Here is a 16200-nt window from a genome sequence, read left to right as displayed (position 1 = left end):
ATTGTCGTGGGTCAGATGAGATTTGCTCGTTCGGGCGGACGAGGCGGAGAGCGCCTACCGCTTCCGATTCACAAACGCGCCCATCAGCCGCGTCGGCTCGTCCGTCAGGAACGACTCGCCGAACACTTTGACGCTCAAATTCACCGACTCCGTCAGCGGCAGCTCCTCCCATTGCCGCAGCAGTGCCTTCTGCGATCGCAGCGCCTCGGGGCCACATTCAAGCAGGGCTTTCACGAGGTGCTCGACCTCGGCATCGAGCCCACCCTCGGGCGCGACCTTGTCGACCAACCCCCAGGCCAGCGCCGTCGGCGCGTCGATGTTCTCAGCGGTCATCACCAGCCAGCGCGCGCGGGCCCAGCCGATCAGGCGCGGCAGCAGCGCAGCATGGATCACCGATGGAATGCCGACGCGCACCTCCGGCATGCCGAAATGCGCGTCATGTGCCGCGATCCGGAAATCGCAGGCTGCCGCGACTTCGAGCCCGCCGCCGAGGCACCAGCCGGGCATGCGCGCGATCATCGGGGCCGGGAAGGCGCGCACGGCCTCGCAGAGGTCGCGCAGGCGGCTGATGAAGGCCTCGGCGGACTTCTGGTCGAGGCTGGCCATCTCCTTGATGTCGGCGCCGCCGATCATGCTCTTCTCGCTCTGGCCGCGGAGCACCACAACCCGGATGCTGCGGTCGGACGAGAGCTGCTGCAAGCCTTCGCGCACCGCATCGGTGACGGGCGAGCCCAAAATGTTCAGCGAGCCGGCGTTGCAGATGGCGACATGAACGACGCCGCGCGCATCGCGGGTCACGCCGCAGTGGTTGTTGAGCATTTCCATGATGGGATCTCTGAGCTTCGTGGACGTGCGAATACGCCGGTCGGGATCACTTCCGGGCCGAAACGCATTGCTTGTCAAGCGGGCGGGGAGGGAGTTGCCAGCGCGAAGTCCGCAGCATAGTATGATGAAAATCATACCAAGAGGTCGCGATGACCAACATCGATCAACTCGACCTGTTTTCGCCCGCGCAGCGGCGCGAGCGGGTGGTGGAGTGGCAGGTGCCGGCGCCGGTTGCGAAAGTGGCGATGGGCCTGTCAGGCATGGATGCGATGCTGGGCATCCGCGACGGAAGGCTGCCGCCGCCACCTTTTGCCAAGCTGATCGGCTTCGTCATGGCTGTGGTCGAGCCGGGCCGGATCGTCATGGAACTCGAGCCGCGCGAGGATCTCGAGAACACCATCGGCCTCCTGCACGGAGCTACAGCCGCCGCGCTGATCGACACCGCCATGGGGTGTGCGATCTCGACCAGGCTGGAGTCCGGGCAGGGCTCCGTCACCCTCGATCTGAAAATGACCTTCCTGCGTCCGCTCTCGGTCCGGTCCGGGTTGATCTCCGCCGAAGGCAAGGTGATCAAGCAGCTGGGACGCCAGAGCAGCTACACCGAGGGATTCGTCCGCGACGGTAAGGGGGCACTTGCGGTGCACGCAACGGCGACCTTTTCCATGATCGGCAACAATTTTCCCGGGAATTAATGCGCCGTCCGGCCGATATCCGTGTTATTAGATGACCTTCGACATCCAATGAGATCCGCATGCGCTATTCCCGGGAACACAAGCAGGAAACCCACGACCGCATCGTGAAGAAGGCATCCGTGCGGCTGCGCGAAAAGGGCGCCCACGGCATCGGTGTCGCCGACCTCATGAAGGAAGCGGGCCTGACCCACGGCGGCTTCTACGCCCATTTCGATTCCCGCGAGGCGCTGGTGATCGAGGCGTTCGACTACGCCATGAATCGCTCGATGGAGCACTGGCGCAAGCAGTCCGATCAGGTCGCGCCGGAAAAGCAGCTCAGTCAGATCGTCGAGACCTATCTCTCGACGGTGCATCGCGACAACCCCGGTCACGGTTGCTCGATCCCCGCGCTCGGCGCCGAGATCGCCCGCGAGAGCCCGAAGACGCGAAAGGCGTTTGCCGGCAAGCTCGACGAGATGATCGAGATGATGACAGACTTCATCCCGAATCTGCCGCGCAAGGCCGCGCGCAAGCAGGCGATCGCGACGCTGGCGACCATGGCCGGCACCATGCTGCTGGCGCGCATCGCCGGCTCGAGCGAGCTGTCGGACGAGGTGTTGAAGACGGGTAAGGACAGTGCGCTGGATGGCGCCCGCCGCGAGCCGAAGGCTGCGGTTGCGAAGAAGGCGAAGCAGAGTTAGGCCGAGGTGCCGTTGAATGCGTAGGGTGGGTTAGCCGAAGGCGTAACCCACCATGCTTCACTGAGCGCGGGACGAAGTTGGTGGGTTGCGCCGAGCAGATGCGCTTTGCGCATCTGCTCGGCTAACCCACCCTACGAAGTCCGCCCCGCAAACAGCGCCCGCTCGCGTTCTACGATCTCGGAAATATAATCCGCCACCGCGCGAATTCGCGCGAGATCCTTGCTGTCGGCGTGCATCAGCATCCAGAAGGTGCGGGTGATCGACACCTCTTCCGCCAGTACCGCAATCAGTTGCGGATAGTCGGCCGCCATGAAATGCGGCAGGACGGCAATACCGAAGCCGGCGAGCGTGGCGTTGAGTTGGGCGATCAGATTGGCGCTGCGCAAGCGTGCGGAGATCTTGGGCGACACCTGCGGCAGATAGTCGAGCTCGGGCGTGAACAAGAGCTCCTCGATATAGCCGACGAAGCGATGCTGCGGCAGGACCTCGCGCGAGGTGATTTTCGGGAAGCGGTCGAGATAGGCGGGCGCGGCATAGAGTCCGAGCCGGTAGTCGAGCAGCTTGCGGCCGACGATGCGGCCTTCCTTCGGCATGGTCAGGCTGATCGCGATATCGGCCTCGCGCTTGGAGAGGCTGAACAGCCGCGCGGTCGCGACCAGTTGCAAATCGAGATCGGGATACCGGTCGGCGAACTGAGCGAGCCGCGGCGCCAGGAACGCGGTCCCAAAGCCGTCGGGGGCGCCGATCCGCACCGTGCCGGTCAGCCGCGCCACCGACCCGCCGACCTGCTCCTGGTTGGCGACGATGGTCGATTCCATGGCTTCCGCGCTGTCGGCGACGCGCTGGCCGGCCTCGGTGAGGAGATAACCGGTCTTGCGCCGGTCAAACAGCTTGGCCGAGAGGTGCTTCTCCAGCCGGTCGACACGGCGGATGACGGTGGCATGGTCGACGCCGAGCTGTTTTGCCGCAGCCGAAACCGAGCCGCCCCGCACGATGGCCAGCACGAAGCGGAAGTCGTCCCAGTCGATAGCGCCTTGATCCAGCATTTTCGCACATCTATGGTGCATTATCTCAGACTTGAATCCTATAAAATGCAGGTCGATAGGATTTGTCAAAGCGTTCAAGCTCGCCTCAAGGAGACCATTCCATGCGTTCAGTCGGACATTTCATTGGTGGCAAGGAGGTCAAGGGCACCTCGGGCCGCACCGCCGACGTATTCGAGCCGATGACCGGTGACGTTCAGGCCAAGGTGGCGCTGGCGTCCAAGGCCGAGGTCCGCGCCGCCGTGGAGAACGCCCGCGCCGCGCAGCCGGAATGGGCTGCGACCAACCCGCAGCGCCGCGCCCGCGTCATGATGAAGTTCGTCGAACTGGTGCAGCGCGACTACGACAAGCTCGCCGAACTGCTCGCCCGCGAGCACGGCAAGACCGTCCCGGACGCCAAGGGCGACATCCAGCGCGGCCTCGAAGTCGCGGAATTCGCCTGCGGCATTCCGCATCTGATGAAGGGCGAATACACCGAAGGCGCCGGCCCCGGCATCGACATCTATTCCATGCGTCAGGCGCTCGGCGTCGTCGCCGGCATCACGCCGTTCAATTTCCCGGCGATGATCCCGATGTGGAAATTCGCTCCCGCAATTGCCTGCGGCAACGCCTTCATCCTGAAGCCGTCGGAGCGCGATCCCGGCGTGCCGATGATGCTTGCCGAGCTGATGATCGAGGCGGGCCTGCCCGCCGGCATCCTCAATGTCGTCAACGGTGACAAGGAAGCGGTCGACGCCATCCTCGACGATCCCGATATCAAGGCCGTCGGCTTCGTCGGCTCCACGCCGATCGCGCAATATATCTACGAGCGCGCAGCCCAGACCGGCAAGCGCTGCCAGTGTTTTGGCGGCGCCAAGAACCACGCCATCATCATGCCAGACGCCGACATGGACCAGGCGGTCGACGCACTGATCGGCGCCGGCTACGGTTCGGCCGGCGAACGCTGCATGGCGGTTTCGGTCGCCGTTCCCGTCGGCAAGTCCACTGCCGACCGCCTAATGGAAAAGCTGGTCCCGCGCGTCGAGTCGCTCAAGATCGGCACCTCGATCGATCCGTCCGCCGATTACGGTCCGCTGGTGACGCGCGAGGCGGTCGAGAAGGTCAAAGGCTATATCGACATCGGCATCAAGGAAGGCGCGACGCTCGCCGTCGACGGCCGCGGCTTCAAGATGCAGGGCTACGAAAACGGCTTCTATCTCGGCGGTTCGCTGTTCGACAACGTCACCAAGGACATGCGGATCTACAAGGAAGAGATTTTTGGCCCCGTGCTCTCGGTCGTGCGCGCGCACGATTACAAGGAAGCGCTGGCGCTGCCGTCGGAGCATGATTACGGCAACGGCGTTGCGATCTTCACCCGCGACGGCGATGCTGCGCGCGACTTCGCGGCCAAGGTCAATGTCGGCATGGTCGGCATCAACGTGCCGATCCCGGTGCCGATCGCCTATTACACCTTCGGCGGCTGGAAGAAATCGGGCTTCGGCGATCTCAACCAGCACGGCCCGGATTCGGTGCGCTTCTACACCAAAACCAAGACGGTGACCTCGCGCTGGCCGTCCGGCGTCAAGGAAGGCGCGGAGTTCTCGATCCCGCTGATGAAGTAACCCTCGTTGGAGCGAAGCTAACAGATGCAGTTCGCTCTGAACGAGGATCAGATCGCGGTTCGCGAGATGGCGTTGGCGTTTGCGGCGGAGAAGATCGCGCCGCACGCGCTGCGCTGGGACGAGGAGAAGCACTTCCCCGTCGAGGTCATGCGCGAGGCCGCCACGCTCGGGATGGGCGGCATCTACATCCGCGAGGATGTCGGCGGCTCCGCCATGACACGGTTCGACGCGGCGCTGATCTTCGAGGCGCTGGCGACCGGCTGTCCGACCACCTCGGCCTTCATCTCCATCCACAACATGGCGTCCTGGATGATCGATGCCTATGGCAGCGACACCCAGCGCCACACATGGCTGCCCAAGCTCTGCACCATGGAGCTGATCGCGAGCTACTGCCTGACCGAGCCCGGCGCCGGCTCGGACGCGGCGGCGCTGCGCACCCGCGCCGTGCGCGACGGCGATCATTATGTCCTCAACGGCCAGAAGCAGTTCATCTCTGGCGCCGGCGGCACGGACCTTTTGGTCGCGATGGTGCGCACTGGCGGCGAGGGTCCCGGCGGCATCTCCACCCTCGTGATCGATGGCAAGACCCCGGGCGTCTCGTTCGGCGCCAACGAGCGCAAGATGGGCTGGAACGCGCAGCCGACCCGCGCCGTGATCTTCGAGAACGTCCGCGTTCCGGTCGCCAATCGCTTGAACGAGGAGGGCGTCGGCTTCAAGATCGCGATGGCCGGTCTCGACGGCGGCCGCCTGAACATTACGGCATGCTCGCTCGGCGGCGCGCAGACCGCGCTCGACAAGGCGCGCGCCTACATGAAAGAGCGCAAAGCCTTCGGCAAGCGTCTGGACGAATTCCAGGCGCTGCAGTTCCGCCTCGCCGACATGGCGATCGAGCTCGAGGCCGCGCGCACCTTCCTGTGGCGCGCAGCAGCCGCGCTGGACCGCAAGGATCCCGACGCCACCATGCTCTGTGCGATGGCCAAACGCTTCGGCACTGATGCCGGCTTCGAGGTCGCCAACCAGGCGCTCCAGCTTCACGGCGGCTACGGCTATCTCAGCGAATACGGCATCGAGAAGATCGTGCGCGATCTGCGCGTGCACCAGATTCTCGAAGGCACCAATGAAATCATGCGGCTGATCGTGGCGCGCAAATTGATCGAGGGTGCGCGATGAGTGGAGCGGAGGAGGGCGATCTGGTCGCGCGGGTCGAGGGCTCGGCCGGCATTATCAGGCTCAACCGTCCGAAGGCCATCAACGCCGTGACGCTCGAGATGTTTCGCGACATCGATAAGGCGCTCGACCGTTTTGAGGCCGATCCAGCCGTTGCCGTGATCGTGCTGGAAGGTGCCGGCGAGCGCGGCCTGTGTGCCGGCGGCGACATCCGTGCGCTCTGGGAGAGCTCGAAGGTCGACGGCGACCTCGGCAAGATACTCTGGCGGGAAGAGTACATCCTCAACGCGCGGATCAAGAAATTCCCAAAACCCTATGTCGCCTTCATGGACGGCATTGTAATGGGCGGCGGCGTCGGACTCTCGGCGCACGCCAGCCATCGAATCGTGACCGACCGCACCAGGCTCGCGATGCCCGAGGTCGGACTTGGCTTTTTTCCCGATGTCGGCGGCACCTGGCTGTTGTCACGCGCGCCGGGCGAGATCGGCACTTATTTCGGCCTGACCGGCCAGACCATGAACGGCCCCGATGCGATCCACGCCAGGTTTGCCGACGCGGTGGTGCCGGCAGCCAAATGGCCGGAATTGCGCGACGCGCTGACCAAGGTTCGCCAAGGCGTCTCCGCGGCCGATGTGAGCAAGTTGATTAACGGTTTTGCGACTGGGGAGACCGCCGGGCCGGTCGCCGCAAAGGAGCTGGCGATCGACGCATTGTTCGGCTTCGACGACATGGAAGACATCTTCGCCGCGCTCAAGCGCGACGGTTCCGAGTTCGCGCTGGCGACGTTGAAGACGCTCAACGAAAAATCGCCGCGCGGCATGGTGGTGACGCTCAAGCTGCTGCGGCTCGCGCGCACCGCGTCGAGCCTGGAAGAATGCCTGGTGCGCGAATATCGCGCTGCGCTGGAAGTCTTCCGCAGCGACGACTTTCGCGAAGGCGTGCGCGCCGCCGTGATCGACAAGGATCGCAATCCGACCTGGTCGCCGTCGCGGGTCGAGGACGTCACGCCGGACATGCTTGCGCACTATCTCGCCGAGATCGGCGCCGACGAATTGAAGTTCAACTAATCAACGAAACGTTCAGCGGAGGAAATTAAGATGGCCACGATCGCATTCATCGGTCTCGGCAACATGGGCGGCCCCATGGCCGCCAATCTGGTCAAGGCCGGCCACAAGGTCGTCGCTTTCGACCTCGCCGAGGCCTCCCGCAACCAGGCCAAGGCCGACGGTGCCGGCATCGCCGAGAGCGCTGCGGCCGCCGTGAAAGGCGCCGACGCGGTCGTCACCATGCTGCCGGCCGGCAAGCATGTGCTCGGTGTGTGGGGCGAGGTCGTCCCTGTCATGACCAAGGGCGCGTTGATCATCGACTCCTCCACCATCGACGTCGAGAGCGCGCGGCAGGCGCATGCGCTGGCGGCCCAGCACGGGGTTCGTTCGGTCGACGCGCCGGTCTCCGGCGGCACCGGCGGCGCCAAGGGTGCGACGCTCACTTTCATGTGCGGCGGCGAGGACAACGCGTTTGCAGCGGCAAAGCCTGTGCTGGAGAACATGGGCAAGAAGATCGTGCATTGCGGCGGTGCCGGCGCGGGCCAGGCGGCAAAAATCTGCAACAACATGATCCTCGGCATTTCCATGATCGCGGTGAGCGAGGCGTTCGCGTTGGCTGAGAAGCTCGGGCTCTCGCATCAGGCGCTGTTCGACGTCGCCTCGACCTCGTCGGGCCAGTGCTGGTCGCTGACGACCTATTGCCCGGTGCCCGGGCCGGTGCCGACCTCGCCCGCCAACAACGACTACAAGCCGGGCTTTGCTTCGGCGCTGATGGTGAAGGATCTGACGCTGGCGCAGGACGCCGCCAAGGCCGCCGGCGCGGCAACGCCGCTCGGCAAGCATGCGCAGGAGATCTATCAGTCATTCGACGCAGCCGGCCAGGGCGGGGTGGATTTTTCCGGAATTATCAAGCACGTTAGGAGTCTAGCCGGGAAAGCTTGATGACGACATTTCAGGAAGCGCGCGCGTTTCTGCTTCACAACCGCACGGACTACGAGACAGCCGTCAACGGCTTCCGCTGGCCGGATCCGGTTCCCTTCAACTGGGCACTCGACTGGTTCGACGCCGAGCTGGCGGCGAATGGGGACAGCAAGGACCGTGCTGCGCTCTGGATCGTCGATGCCGCGCAGGACCGGCAGACCAAGCTCTCGTTCGGGGCGTTGTCGCGCCGCTCCAACCAGGTCGCGAATTTCCTCCGCGCGCAGGGCTTGAAGCGCGGCGATCATCTCCTGCTGCTGCTCGGCAATGTCGTTCCGCTTTGGGAGACGATGCTGGCCGCGATGAAGCTCGGCGTCGTCGTGATTCCCGCGACGACGCTACTCACCGCCGACGAGCTGCGCGACCGGCTCGATCGCGGCCAGGCGAAGGCCGTTGTCGCAGCGCAGGACCAGGTTGCGAAGTTCGCAAGCCTTGGCGCCGAAAATATCGTCCGCATCGTCGCCGGCGAGGCCTCCGATGGCTGGCTTTCCTATGATGACGCGGCAAAGGCGCCGGAGAGCTTTGCAGCCGACGGCCCGACCAACGCCAACGACCCGATGCTGCTCTATTTCACCTCGGGCACGACCGCAAAGCCGAAGCTGGTGCGGCACAGCCAGCGCAGTTATCCCGTCGGCCATCTCTCGACCATGTACTGGATCGGGCTGAAGCCGGGCGACGTCCATCTCAATATCTCCTCGCCCGGCTGGGCCAAGCATGCCTGGAGCTGCTTCTTCGCGCCGTGGAATGCGGGCGCGACCGTGTTCGTGCTCAACCAGCCGCGCTTCGATGCCAAGGGCCTGCTTGCCACCATCGGCCGCTGCGGCGTCACCACGCTGTGCGCGCCGCCGACGGTGTGGCGGCTATTCATCCAGGAGAATTTGGCTTCGTTCAAGGTGGCCTTGCGCGAGGTCTGCGGCGCCGGCGAGCCGCTCAACCCGGAAGTGATCGACCAGGTGCAGGCCGCCTGGGGCCTCACCATCCGCGACGGGTACGGCCAGACCGAAACGACGGCGCTCGCCGGCAACTCGCCGGGTCAAAAGATCAAGGTCGGCTCGATGGGCCGGCCGCTGCCGGGCTATCGCGTGCAGGTCAGTGACGCCGATGGTCATCCGGCCAAGGAGGGCGAGGTGGCTCTGGTGCTCGGCGAAAACCGCCCCGCGGGCCTGATGCAGGGCTATCAGGGCGACAACGGAGGGCTGTCCGGCGCCGAAGGCGAGCTTTATCGCAGCGGCGACGTCGTGTTCGAGGACGACGATGGCTATCTCACCTTCGTCGGCCGCTCCGACGACGTGTTCAAATCCTCCGATTATCGCATCAGCCCGTTCGAGCTCGAGAGCGTGTTGCTCGAGCACGAGCTCGTCGCAGAAGCCGCCGTGGTGCCGAGCCCGGATCCGATCCGGCTCGCGATTCCCAAGGCTTTTGTGCTGCTGACATCCGGCGCGGAGCGCTCGCCGGAAACTGCGCTCTCCATCTTCAGGCATCTGCACACGCGCCTTGCGCCGTTCAAGCGCATCCGTCGCCTCGAGATCGTCACGGAGCTGCCGAAGACGATCTCGGGAAAGATCCGCCGCGTTCAGCTCAGACGTCTCGAGCGTGACGACGATCGCAACGATCCCCTGCGCGGCCGGGAATTCCGCGAAGAGGATTTTCCGGAGCTGCCGAAAACACGGAGTGAGACCTAAGTGAACGAAGTCTGGAAGAAGCCGCCGATTACCTTGGACGCCTATCAGGCCATGGTCGGCAAGGAGATCGGCGTGTCGTCGTGGCACCTGGTCGATCAGCCCCGCATCGACACCTATGCCGACGTGATCGAGGATCACCAGTTCATTCACGTCGACCCGGAGCGTGCGAAGAAGGAGACGGCGTTCGGTTCCACCATCGCGCACGGTTTCCTGACGATGTCGCTGCTGTCGATCATGTCCTACGAGGTGATGCCCGTCATCGCGGGCACCACGATGGGCGTCAATTACGGTTTCGACAAGCTGCGTTTCATCTCGCCGGTACGATCCGGAAAACGCGTCCGCGGCCGTTTCGTGCTGGCGGAAGCCAAGCTGCGCAAGCCGAATGAATTGCAGTCGCGCACCAACGTCACCGTGGAGATCGAAGGCGAGGACAAGCCCGCGCTGGTCGCGGACTGGCTGGGGTTGATCTATTTCGCCTGAGTGGGCCGTCGCTGCCGGGCTTGACCCGGCAGCCCATCGCTGCTCAAAAGTTGTCCAAATCGCGCTCGGTGCACCCTCTCCCCTTGCGGGAGAGGGTGGCGAAATCGAGCGGAGCGAGATGAAGCCGGGTGAGGGGTATCTCTCCACACGCTCATCTGCCGAGACAGACCCCTCATCCGGCGCCGTAGCCAACGCTACGCGTTGGCGTTTTTACTAGGAACGGCGGCCGTTGGCCGCCCATGCCACCTTCTCCCGCAAGGGGAGAAGGGAAGACAGCACAGGGAAGCACAATGGCAATCAGGTTCGACGGGCGCGTCGCCATCGTCACCGGCGCGGGCAATGGTCTCGGCAAGGCGCATGCGCTGGGATTGGCCAGCCGCGGCGCCAAAGTCGTGGTCAACGATTTCGGCGGCGCGCGCGACGGCACTGGCGGCTCGCTGTCGCCTGCGGAGACCGTCGTCGAGGAGATCCGCAAGGCCGGCGGCACCGCGATGGCCGACGGCGCCGACGTCTCTAATTTCGAGCAAGTCACCGCGATGGTCGAGCGCGCCACCAAGGAGTGGGGCAGCGTGGACCTCTTGTGTGCCAATGCCGGCATTTTGCGCGACAAGTCGTTCGGCAAGATGGAAGCGGCCGATTTCCAGAAGGTGCTCGACGTGCATCTCGTCGGCACCTTCTATTGCTGCAAGGCCGCCTGGGCCGGCATGCGCGATGGCAACTACGGCCGCATCGTGCTGACGACGTCGTCCTCCGGCCTCTACGGCAATTTCGGCCAGGCCAATTACGGTGCGGCCAAATCCGGCATGGTCGGCCTGATGAACGTGCTGGCGGAAGAGGGTCGCAAGTCCGACATCCGCGTCAACATCATCTCGCCGACGGCGGCGACCCGCATGACGGAAGAGCTGCTGCCGCCGCAGGCGCTGCAGTTGATGAAGCCGAACGCGATCACGCCCGCGGTCGAGTACATGCTGAGCGAGGACGCGCCGACCCGCACCATCATGGGCGCTGGCGCCGGCTCGTTCGCGGTGATCAAGATCGTCGAGAGCGAAGGCATCAATCTGCCGGAGTCCGAGTGGACCCCGGACGCGGTCGCGGCGCATTTCGCCGAGATCAGCGACATGTCGAAGGCGAAGGCGCTGCAGGGAGCGTTCGAGCAGACGCAGAAGTATGTGGCGCAGGCCGCTGCGCGCGCCGGGGTAAAACTCTGACAGCCGTTGCCGTCATCGGCGCCGGCCCTGCCGGGCTGATGGCGGCCGAAGTGCTCGTGCAGGGTGGCGCTCGCGTCACCGTCTACGACGCGATGCCATCCGCCGGCCGCAAATTCCTGATGGCCGGCCGCGGCGGACTCAATCTCACCCACAGCGAGCCACTGCCGCAGTTTTTGGCGCGCTATCGTCAGGCGGCGCCGAAGCTAACATCGGCGATCGACGCCTTTCCGCCTGACGCGCTGCGCGCCTGGAGCGAGGCGCTGGGCGAGCCGACTTTTGTCGGCTCCAGCGGCCGTGTGTTCCCGAAAGCGTTCAAGGCCTCGCCCTTGCTGCGGGCCTGGCTGCGACGCCTCGATGCTGCCGGCGTGCGCTTTGCCTTTCGCCAGCGCTGGATCGGCTGGGACGGGGAGGGACGACTGGTCTTTGGCGCACCCGGCGGCGGCGCCACCGTCGCCGCGGACGCTACGGTGCTTGCGCTCGGCGGCGCAAGCTGGCCGCGACTAGGCTCCGATGGCAGTTGGACCGCGATCCTGGCGGACAAAGGCATTGCGATCTCGCCGCTGCGGCCGGCGAACTGCGGCTTCACCGTCACATGGTCCGAAATCTTCCGCACGCGCTTCGAAGGCGAGCCGCTCAAGGGTATTACGCTGTCCTTCGGTCCGCACCGCGCGCGTGGTGAGGCCATGATCACAAGCACCGGGATCGAGGGCGGGGCGATCTATGCGTTGTCGGCCGAACTGCGCGACGCCATCGCGGCGAACGGCGAAGCGGTCCTGCAGGCCGCCTTACGGCCGGATGTCGATCATGGCGAACTCGTCAAGCGCCTGTCCGCCTCGCGCGGCAAGCAATCGTTCTCCAATTTCCTGCGCAAGGCTGCGCAGCTTTCTCCCGTTGCGGTCGGATTGTTACAGGAAGCCGCCATCGGTGCTGGCCGGTCGTTGTCGGCAATGTCGGCTGAACAATTGGCGGAGCTCATGAACGCCGTGCCGGTCAAGCTCATGGACGTCGCGCCGATCGCGCGCGCGATCTCCAGCGCCGGCGGGATTTCGTTCGACGAGCTCGACACCGACTTCATGATCCGCAAGCTGCCGGGCGTGTTCGCAGCCGGTGAGATGCTGGACTGGGAGGCGCCGACCGGTGGCTATTTGCTCCAGGCTTCGTTTGCGACGGGGGCTGTGGCGGGCAGGAGTGTGTTGCGACGGCTCGCCCTGGAGGATGGGTAGAGCGCAGCGAAACCCATCATTCAGGTAGGGTCGATGGGTTTCGCTGCGCTCTACTCATCCCATGGAGCCCTACCTCAGCTTTCCCCGTGCCGCCACCGGCAGCGTGCCGATGATCTCCTCGCCGCGCACCATCACGACTTCGTCCATCATGTTGACGACGACGCAGACATGATTGGGCACGATGCGGACAACGTCGCCGACGTTAGGCCGGGTGTTGCTGCGGGAGAGGTCGAGGAAGCCGTGCTCCTCGGCAAAGCGTGCGATCTTGGCTTCGGGGTGCTCCAGGATCAGGCCGTGGCCGTCGAGGCCGCCGGTGTCCGTCGTCAGCGTCTTCGAGCCGGCGTCGAGGATGCCGCGCTCAGGCGCGGCGCGGCTGACCACGGTCGAAAAGATGTGCAGCGCGCAATCGTCCCAGGTGGCGGAGCCGGCGGCGACCTGCATGCGGTCGTTATAGATATAGGTGCCGAAGCGGTGCTCGGTGCCGCCCTTGAGCTTGCCGATATTCTTCAGGTTGGGCGTGCCGCCGGTCGAGACGATTTTTGCATCCAGCCCGTGCGCGCGCACGCCGGCCAGAGCTTCGTCATAGAATTTCTGCGCATCCGCCCAGCCGTTCTCGGTCGGGTAGAGCATGAAGCCGGCGAACTCGAGCCCCTTGGATGCAGCAATCTCCTGCGCCAACGCGATTGCCTCGGCGGGGGTCTCGACGCCGGCGCGCTTGCGGCCGGTATCGCATTCGACCACGACCGACAGCGGTCGGCCTGAGGCGGCGGCAGCCTTGGGCAGGCCGGCAACGACGGTCGAATTGTCAGCGGCGACGGTCATGTTGGCCTTTGCCTGCAGCGCCCCTAAGCGCGCCATCTTCTCATCGCCGAGCAAATTGTAGCTGATCAGAATGTCGTCGACACCGGCATTGGCCATGATCTCGGCTTCACCGAGCTTCTGGCAGGTGATGCCCTTGGCACCGGCCGCGATCTGCATCCTGGCGATCGTCGGGTTCTTGTGCGTCTTGATGTGAGGACGGTTGGCGATCCCGGCGTCGTCGCAAGCCTTCTGAATCCTGGCGATGTTGCGCTCGACCTTGTCCATGTCGATGACGGCGCAGGGCGTGCCGTATTCGCGGGCGATCTTGGCGGCAAGGGTCGTTGTCATGGAAGTCTCTGAGTTGGCGCGCAATCTGTTTGCAAAAGCGGTGCCCACTTTTGCGAAATGCACGCTAGGCCTGTTCAATCTCTTCGCGCCGCACTTCGAGCTCCAGCCATTTGTCTTCGGCCTCGGCCAATTCCTTTTGCGCCTTCGTCAGGGCGTCGGAGGCCTGATCGAAGCGCTTGCGATCCTTGCGGAAGAGATCGGGGTCGTCAAGGAAGCGCTGCTGCTTGGCGATTTCGGCCTGCAGCTTGGCGATGGTCTTGGGCAGCGTCTCCAGCGCATGTTGCTCGTTGAAGGTCAGCCGTCGTCTCGCGACGCCGGAAGGCGCGGCTGATCGCTGTTCTCTCGTCTCTTCGACAGCCTTCGCCGTCGCGCGCTTCACGTCGGCGCCGCGCTGGGCCAGCATGTCGGTGTAACCGCCGGCATATTCGAGCCAGCGTCCATTGCCCTCGGGCACGATCACGGACGTCACTACGCGGTCGAGAAAATCGCGATCGTGACTGATCAGAATCACGGTGCCCTCGTAGTCGCTGAGCATTTCCTCGAGGACGTCGAGGGTCTCCAGGTCGAGGTCGTTGGTCGGCTCGTCCAGCACCAGGAGGTTGGAGGGCTTCGCCAGCGCGCGTGCCAGCATCAGCCGGCCGCGCTCACCGCCCGACAGAACCTCCAGCGGCGTGCGCATCTGTTCCTGGGCGAACAGGAAGTCCTTCATGTAGCTGACTACGTGCTTCGGCTTGCCGCCGACCATGACATGATCGCCGCGGCCGCCGGTCAGCGCCTCAGCCAACGTCGACTTGGGATCGAGACTTTCACGATGCTGGTCGAGCGTCGCCATCTCGATGTTGGCACCGAGCCGTATGCTGCCGGCGTCCGGTGCGCTGCCGCCGGTCAGCATCTCGATCAGCGTGGTCTTGCCGGCGCCGTTCGGGCCGACGATGCCGATGCGGTCGCCGCGCTGGACGCGGATCGAGAAGCCGTCGACGATCTTCCGCTCGCCGTAGGACCGGCTGATATTCTTGGCTTCGATGACGAGCTTGCCGGATTTGTCGGCCTCGGCAGCCGCGAGGTTGGCGTTGCCCGTCGCGCCGCGATGGGTGCGGCGCTGGTCGCGCAGCGCGTGGAGATTGCCGAGCCGCTTGACGTTGCGCTTGCGGCGGCCCGAGACGCCGTAACGCAACCAGTGCTCTTCGTTGACGATCTTGCGGTCGAGCTTGTGCTGGTCGCGCTCTTCCTCCGCGAGCACTTCGTCACGCCAGGCCTCGAAGGCACTGAAGCCGCGGTCGATCTGCCGGATCTGCCCGCGGTCGAGCCAGGCGGTGCTGCGCGAGAGATTGCCCAGGAAGCGCCGATCGTGGCTGATGATCACCAGCGCGCAGCGGCGGCTCTCCAGCTCGCCCTCCAGCCATTCGATGGTCGGAAGATCCAGATGGTTGGTCGGCTCGTCCAGCAGCAGGATATCGGGCGAGGGCGCCAGCACGCGTGCCAACGCCGCACGGCGCGCTTCGCCGCCGGAGACATGCGCCGGATCTTCTTCGCCGCTGAGACCGAGCTGCTCGACCAGATAGCGCGCCTGATAATGGTCGTCGCCGGCATTGAGGCCGGCCTCGACATAGGCAAGCGTAGTGGAGAAACCGGAAAAATCCGGCTCCTGCGGCAGGTAGCGAATGGTGGCGCCGGGCTGCACGAAACGGCTGCCGCCATCCGGTTCGACCAGGCCGGCGGCGATCTTGAGCAGCGTCGATTTGCCGGAACCGTTGCGGCCGATCAGGCAGACGCGCTCGCCGGTCGAAACCGACAGTTCGACGCCCGCCAGCAGCGGCGTGCCGCCAAAGGTCAGCTTGATATCGCGCAGTTGAATCAGCGGTGGCGCCATGCGGTGTCTCAGTCCTGTCTTGTTGCGGCCTGATCGGCGCGGCGGCGCTGGATGCGGCGGATGGTCTGGTCGAGCGTCGACAGAAACGTCGAGCGGTCGCGCGGCGAATATGATTTCGGACCGCCGGTGACTTCCCCGGCCGAGCGCAGATCGGTCATCAGGTTGCGGACCGCGAGCGTCATCCCGATCGATTCCTCGGTGAACGCCTTGCCGTTGGATGCAATCACATCGGCGCCGGCCTTCACGCAGCGGCTCGCGAGCGGAATATCCGAGGTAATGACGATATCGCCGGGCCCGGCGCGTTCCGCGATCCAGTCATCGGCCGCGTCCATGCCCGCGCCGGCGGCGACCCGCTCGATCAGCGGATCCTGGGGCACGCGGATGAAGTTGCCCGCGACCACGCTCACGGGCAGGCCGTGCCTGCCGGCGACGCGATAGATCTCGTCCTTCACCGGACAGGCGTCGGCGTCGACATAGATGCGGGTAGTGTTTTGAGGGTTCGTCATTGTCCGTAGATGGGGCTTGCGAAGCGGTTCCGCAGCAGCCGCGTGGTACC

General features: G+C 64.9%; 14 protein-coding genes and 1 pseudogene. 10 read left to right on the top strand and 5 right to left on the bottom strand.

All coding sequences use genetic code 11. The annotated features are described in order from the left end of the window. Nucleotides 1-54: 54 nt before the first annotated feature. On the bottom strand, nucleotides 55-825 hold the full coding sequence (locus ABIC03_RS03035) for an enoyl-CoA hydratase (RefSeq protein WP_354055405.1): 771 nt from the start codon (nucleotides 823-825) through the stop codon (nucleotides 55-57). Nucleotides 826-974: 149 nt separating this feature from the next. On the opposite strand from ABIC03_RS03035, the gene ABIC03_RS03030 reads away from it, so the two are divergent. Both ABIC03_RS03030 and ABIC03_RS03025 read left to right on the top strand, forming a co-directional pair. Continuing rightward, nucleotides 975-1517, top strand: coding sequence for a PaaI family thioesterase (locus ABIC03_RS03030; protein WP_354055403.1), 543 nt, complete (start codon nucleotides 975-977; stop codon nucleotides 1515-1517). 59 nt (nucleotides 1518-1576) lie between these two features. Next, a complete protein-coding gene (locus tag ABIC03_RS03025) occupies nucleotides 1577-2197 on the top strand; it encodes a TetR/AcrR family transcriptional regulator (protein WP_354055401.1) in 621 nt (206 codons plus the stop codon). A 131-nt stretch (nucleotides 2198-2328) separates the two neighbouring features. On the opposite strand, the gene ABIC03_RS03020 is transcribed toward ABIC03_RS03025, so the two are convergent. Next, on the bottom strand, nucleotides 2329-3243 hold the full coding sequence (locus ABIC03_RS03020) for a LysR family transcriptional regulator (protein WP_354055399.1): 915 nt from the start codon (nucleotides 3241-3243) through the stop codon (nucleotides 2329-2331). A gap of 101 nt (nucleotides 3244-3344) precedes the next feature. Between ABIC03_RS03020 and ABIC03_RS03015 the strand changes: the two genes are divergently transcribed. The 8 genes and pseudogenes from ABIC03_RS03015 (at nucleotide 3345) to ABIC03_RS02980 (ending at nucleotide 12625) form a co-directional block, all read left to right on the top strand. Beyond that, on the top strand, nucleotides 3345-4841 hold the full coding sequence (locus tag ABIC03_RS03015; protein ID WP_007592262.1) for a CoA-acylating methylmalonate-semialdehyde dehydrogenase: 1497 nt from the start codon (nucleotides 3345-3347) through the stop codon (nucleotides 4839-4841). 24 nt (nucleotides 4842-4865) lie between these two features. Continuing rightward, a complete protein-coding gene (locus ABIC03_RS03010; protein WP_354055397.1) occupies nucleotides 4866-6011 on the top strand; it encodes an isobutyryl-CoA dehydrogenase in 1146 nt (381 codons plus the stop codon). Beyond that, the gene (locus ABIC03_RS03005; protein WP_354055395.1) at nucleotides 6008-7075 is read left to right on the top strand and encodes an enoyl-CoA hydratase/isomerase family protein; all 1068 of its coding nucleotides are present in this window, start codon (nucleotides 6008-6010) and stop codon (nucleotides 7073-7075) included. Before ABIC03_RS03010 ends, ABIC03_RS03005 begins: the two co-directional genes overlap by 4 nt. Before the next feature lie 21 nt (nucleotides 7076-7096). Further along, nucleotides 7097-7996 (top strand): annotated as a pseudogene (gene mmsB, locus ABIC03_RS03000) (3-hydroxyisobutyrate dehydrogenase); the annotation flags it as partial. Next, complete coding sequence (locus ABIC03_RS02995) at nucleotides 7996-9714, top strand: AMP-binding protein (protein WP_354055393.1); 1719 nt, start codon at nucleotides 7996-7998, stop codon at nucleotides 9712-9714. The pseudogene mmsB and the gene ABIC03_RS02995, both read left to right, overlap by 1 nt. Beyond that, a complete protein-coding gene (locus tag ABIC03_RS02990) occupies nucleotides 9715-10194 on the top strand; it encodes a MaoC family dehydratase (RefSeq protein WP_354055391.1) in 480 nt (159 codons plus the stop codon). Between the two features lie 290 nt (nucleotides 10195-10484). After that, the gene (locus ABIC03_RS02985; protein WP_354055389.1) at nucleotides 10485-11402 is read left to right on the top strand and encodes an SDR family NAD(P)-dependent oxidoreductase; all 918 of its coding nucleotides are present in this window, start codon (nucleotides 10485-10487) and stop codon (nucleotides 11400-11402) included. Beyond that, nucleotides 11399-12625 carry a BaiN/RdsA family NAD(P)/FAD-dependent oxidoreductase gene (locus tag ABIC03_RS02980; RefSeq protein ID WP_354057487.1) on the top strand — a complete coding sequence of 409 codons (1227 nt, stop codon included), beginning with the start codon at nucleotides 11399-11401 and terminating at the stop codon, nucleotides 12623-12625. The genes ABIC03_RS02985 and ABIC03_RS02980 overlap by 4 nt, the downstream gene beginning before the upstream one ends. Before the next feature lie 69 nt (nucleotides 12626-12694). Here the strand turns inward: ABIC03_RS02980 and ABIC03_RS02975 are convergent, their stop codons facing one another. The 3 genes from ABIC03_RS02975 to ABIC03_RS02965 form a co-directional block, all read right to left on the bottom strand. After that, a complete protein-coding gene (locus ABIC03_RS02975; protein WP_354055387.1) occupies nucleotides 12695-13774 on the bottom strand; it encodes a D-TA family PLP-dependent enzyme in 1080 nt (359 codons plus the stop codon). A gap of 64 nt (nucleotides 13775-13838) precedes the next feature. Beyond that, the gene (locus ABIC03_RS02970) at nucleotides 13839-15644 is read right to left on the bottom strand and encodes an ABC-F family ATP-binding cassette domain-containing protein (RefSeq protein WP_354055385.1); all 1806 of its coding nucleotides are present in this window, start codon (nucleotides 15642-15644) and stop codon (nucleotides 13839-13841) included. Between the two features lie 8 nt (nucleotides 15645-15652). Continuing rightward, nucleotides 15653-16150, bottom strand: coding sequence for a YaiI/YqxD family protein (locus ABIC03_RS02965; RefSeq protein ID WP_007609125.1), 498 nt, complete (start codon nucleotides 16148-16150; stop codon nucleotides 15653-15655). Nucleotides 16151-16200 lie beyond the last annotated feature (50 nt).

Origin of the sequence: Bradyrhizobium sp. RT6a, from assembly GCF_040547675.1 — a bacterium.
In the GTDB taxonomy this organism is placed as follows: domain Bacteria; phylum Pseudomonadota; class Alphaproteobacteria; order Rhizobiales; family Xanthobacteraceae; genus Bradyrhizobium.
The sequence above is the reverse complement of the archived record's forward strand: the minus strand, read 5'-3'. Positions and strand labels throughout refer to the sequence as shown.

What these genes read in the sequence shown, in the direction of transcription:
- ABIC03_RS02965 (WP_007609125.1), bottom strand. Translation starts at nt 16,150, where the DNA reads ATGACGAACCCTCAAAACACTACCCGCATCTATGTCGACGCCGACGCC.
- ABIC03_RS03035 (WP_354055405.1), bottom strand. Translation starts at nt 825, where the DNA reads ATGGAAATGCTCAACAACCACTGCGGCGTGACCCGCGATGCGCGCGGC.
- ABIC03_RS03010 (WP_354055397.1), top strand. Translation starts at nt 4,866, where the DNA reads ATGCAGTTCGCTCTGAACGAGGATCAGATCGCGGTTCGCGAGATGGCG.
- ABIC03_RS02975 (WP_354055387.1), bottom strand. Translation starts at nt 13,774, where the DNA reads ATGACAACGACCCTTGCCGCCAAGATCGCCCGCGAATACGGCACGCCC.
- ABIC03_RS03015 (WP_007592262.1), top strand. Translation starts at nt 3,345, where the DNA reads ATGCGTTCAGTCGGACATTTCATTGGTGGCAAGGAGGTCAAGGGCACC.
- ABIC03_RS02995 (WP_354055393.1), top strand. Translation starts at nt 7,996, where the DNA reads ATGACGACATTTCAGGAAGCGCGCGCGTTTCTGCTTCACAACCGCACG.
- ABIC03_RS02985 (WP_354055389.1), top strand. Translation starts at nt 10,485, where the DNA reads ATGGCAATCAGGTTCGACGGGCGCGTCGCCATCGTCACCGGCGCGGGC.
- ABIC03_RS03025 (WP_354055401.1), top strand. Translation starts at nt 1,577, where the DNA reads ATGCGCTATTCCCGGGAACACAAGCAGGAAACCCACGACCGCATCGTG.
- ABIC03_RS03005 (WP_354055395.1), top strand. Translation starts at nt 6,008, where the DNA reads ATGAGTGGAGCGGAGGAGGGCGATCTGGTCGCGCGGGTCGAGGGCTCG.
- ABIC03_RS03030 (WP_354055403.1), top strand. Translation starts at nt 975, where the DNA reads ATGACCAACATCGATCAACTCGACCTGTTTTCGCCCGCGCAGCGGCGC.
- ABIC03_RS03020 (WP_354055399.1), bottom strand. Translation starts at nt 3,243, where the DNA reads ATGCTGGATCAAGGCGCTATCGACTGGGACGACTTCCGCTTCGTGCTG.
- ABIC03_RS02970 (WP_354055385.1), bottom strand. Translation starts at nt 15,644, where the DNA reads ATGGCGCCACCGCTGATTCAACTGCGCGATATCAAGCTGACCTTTGGC.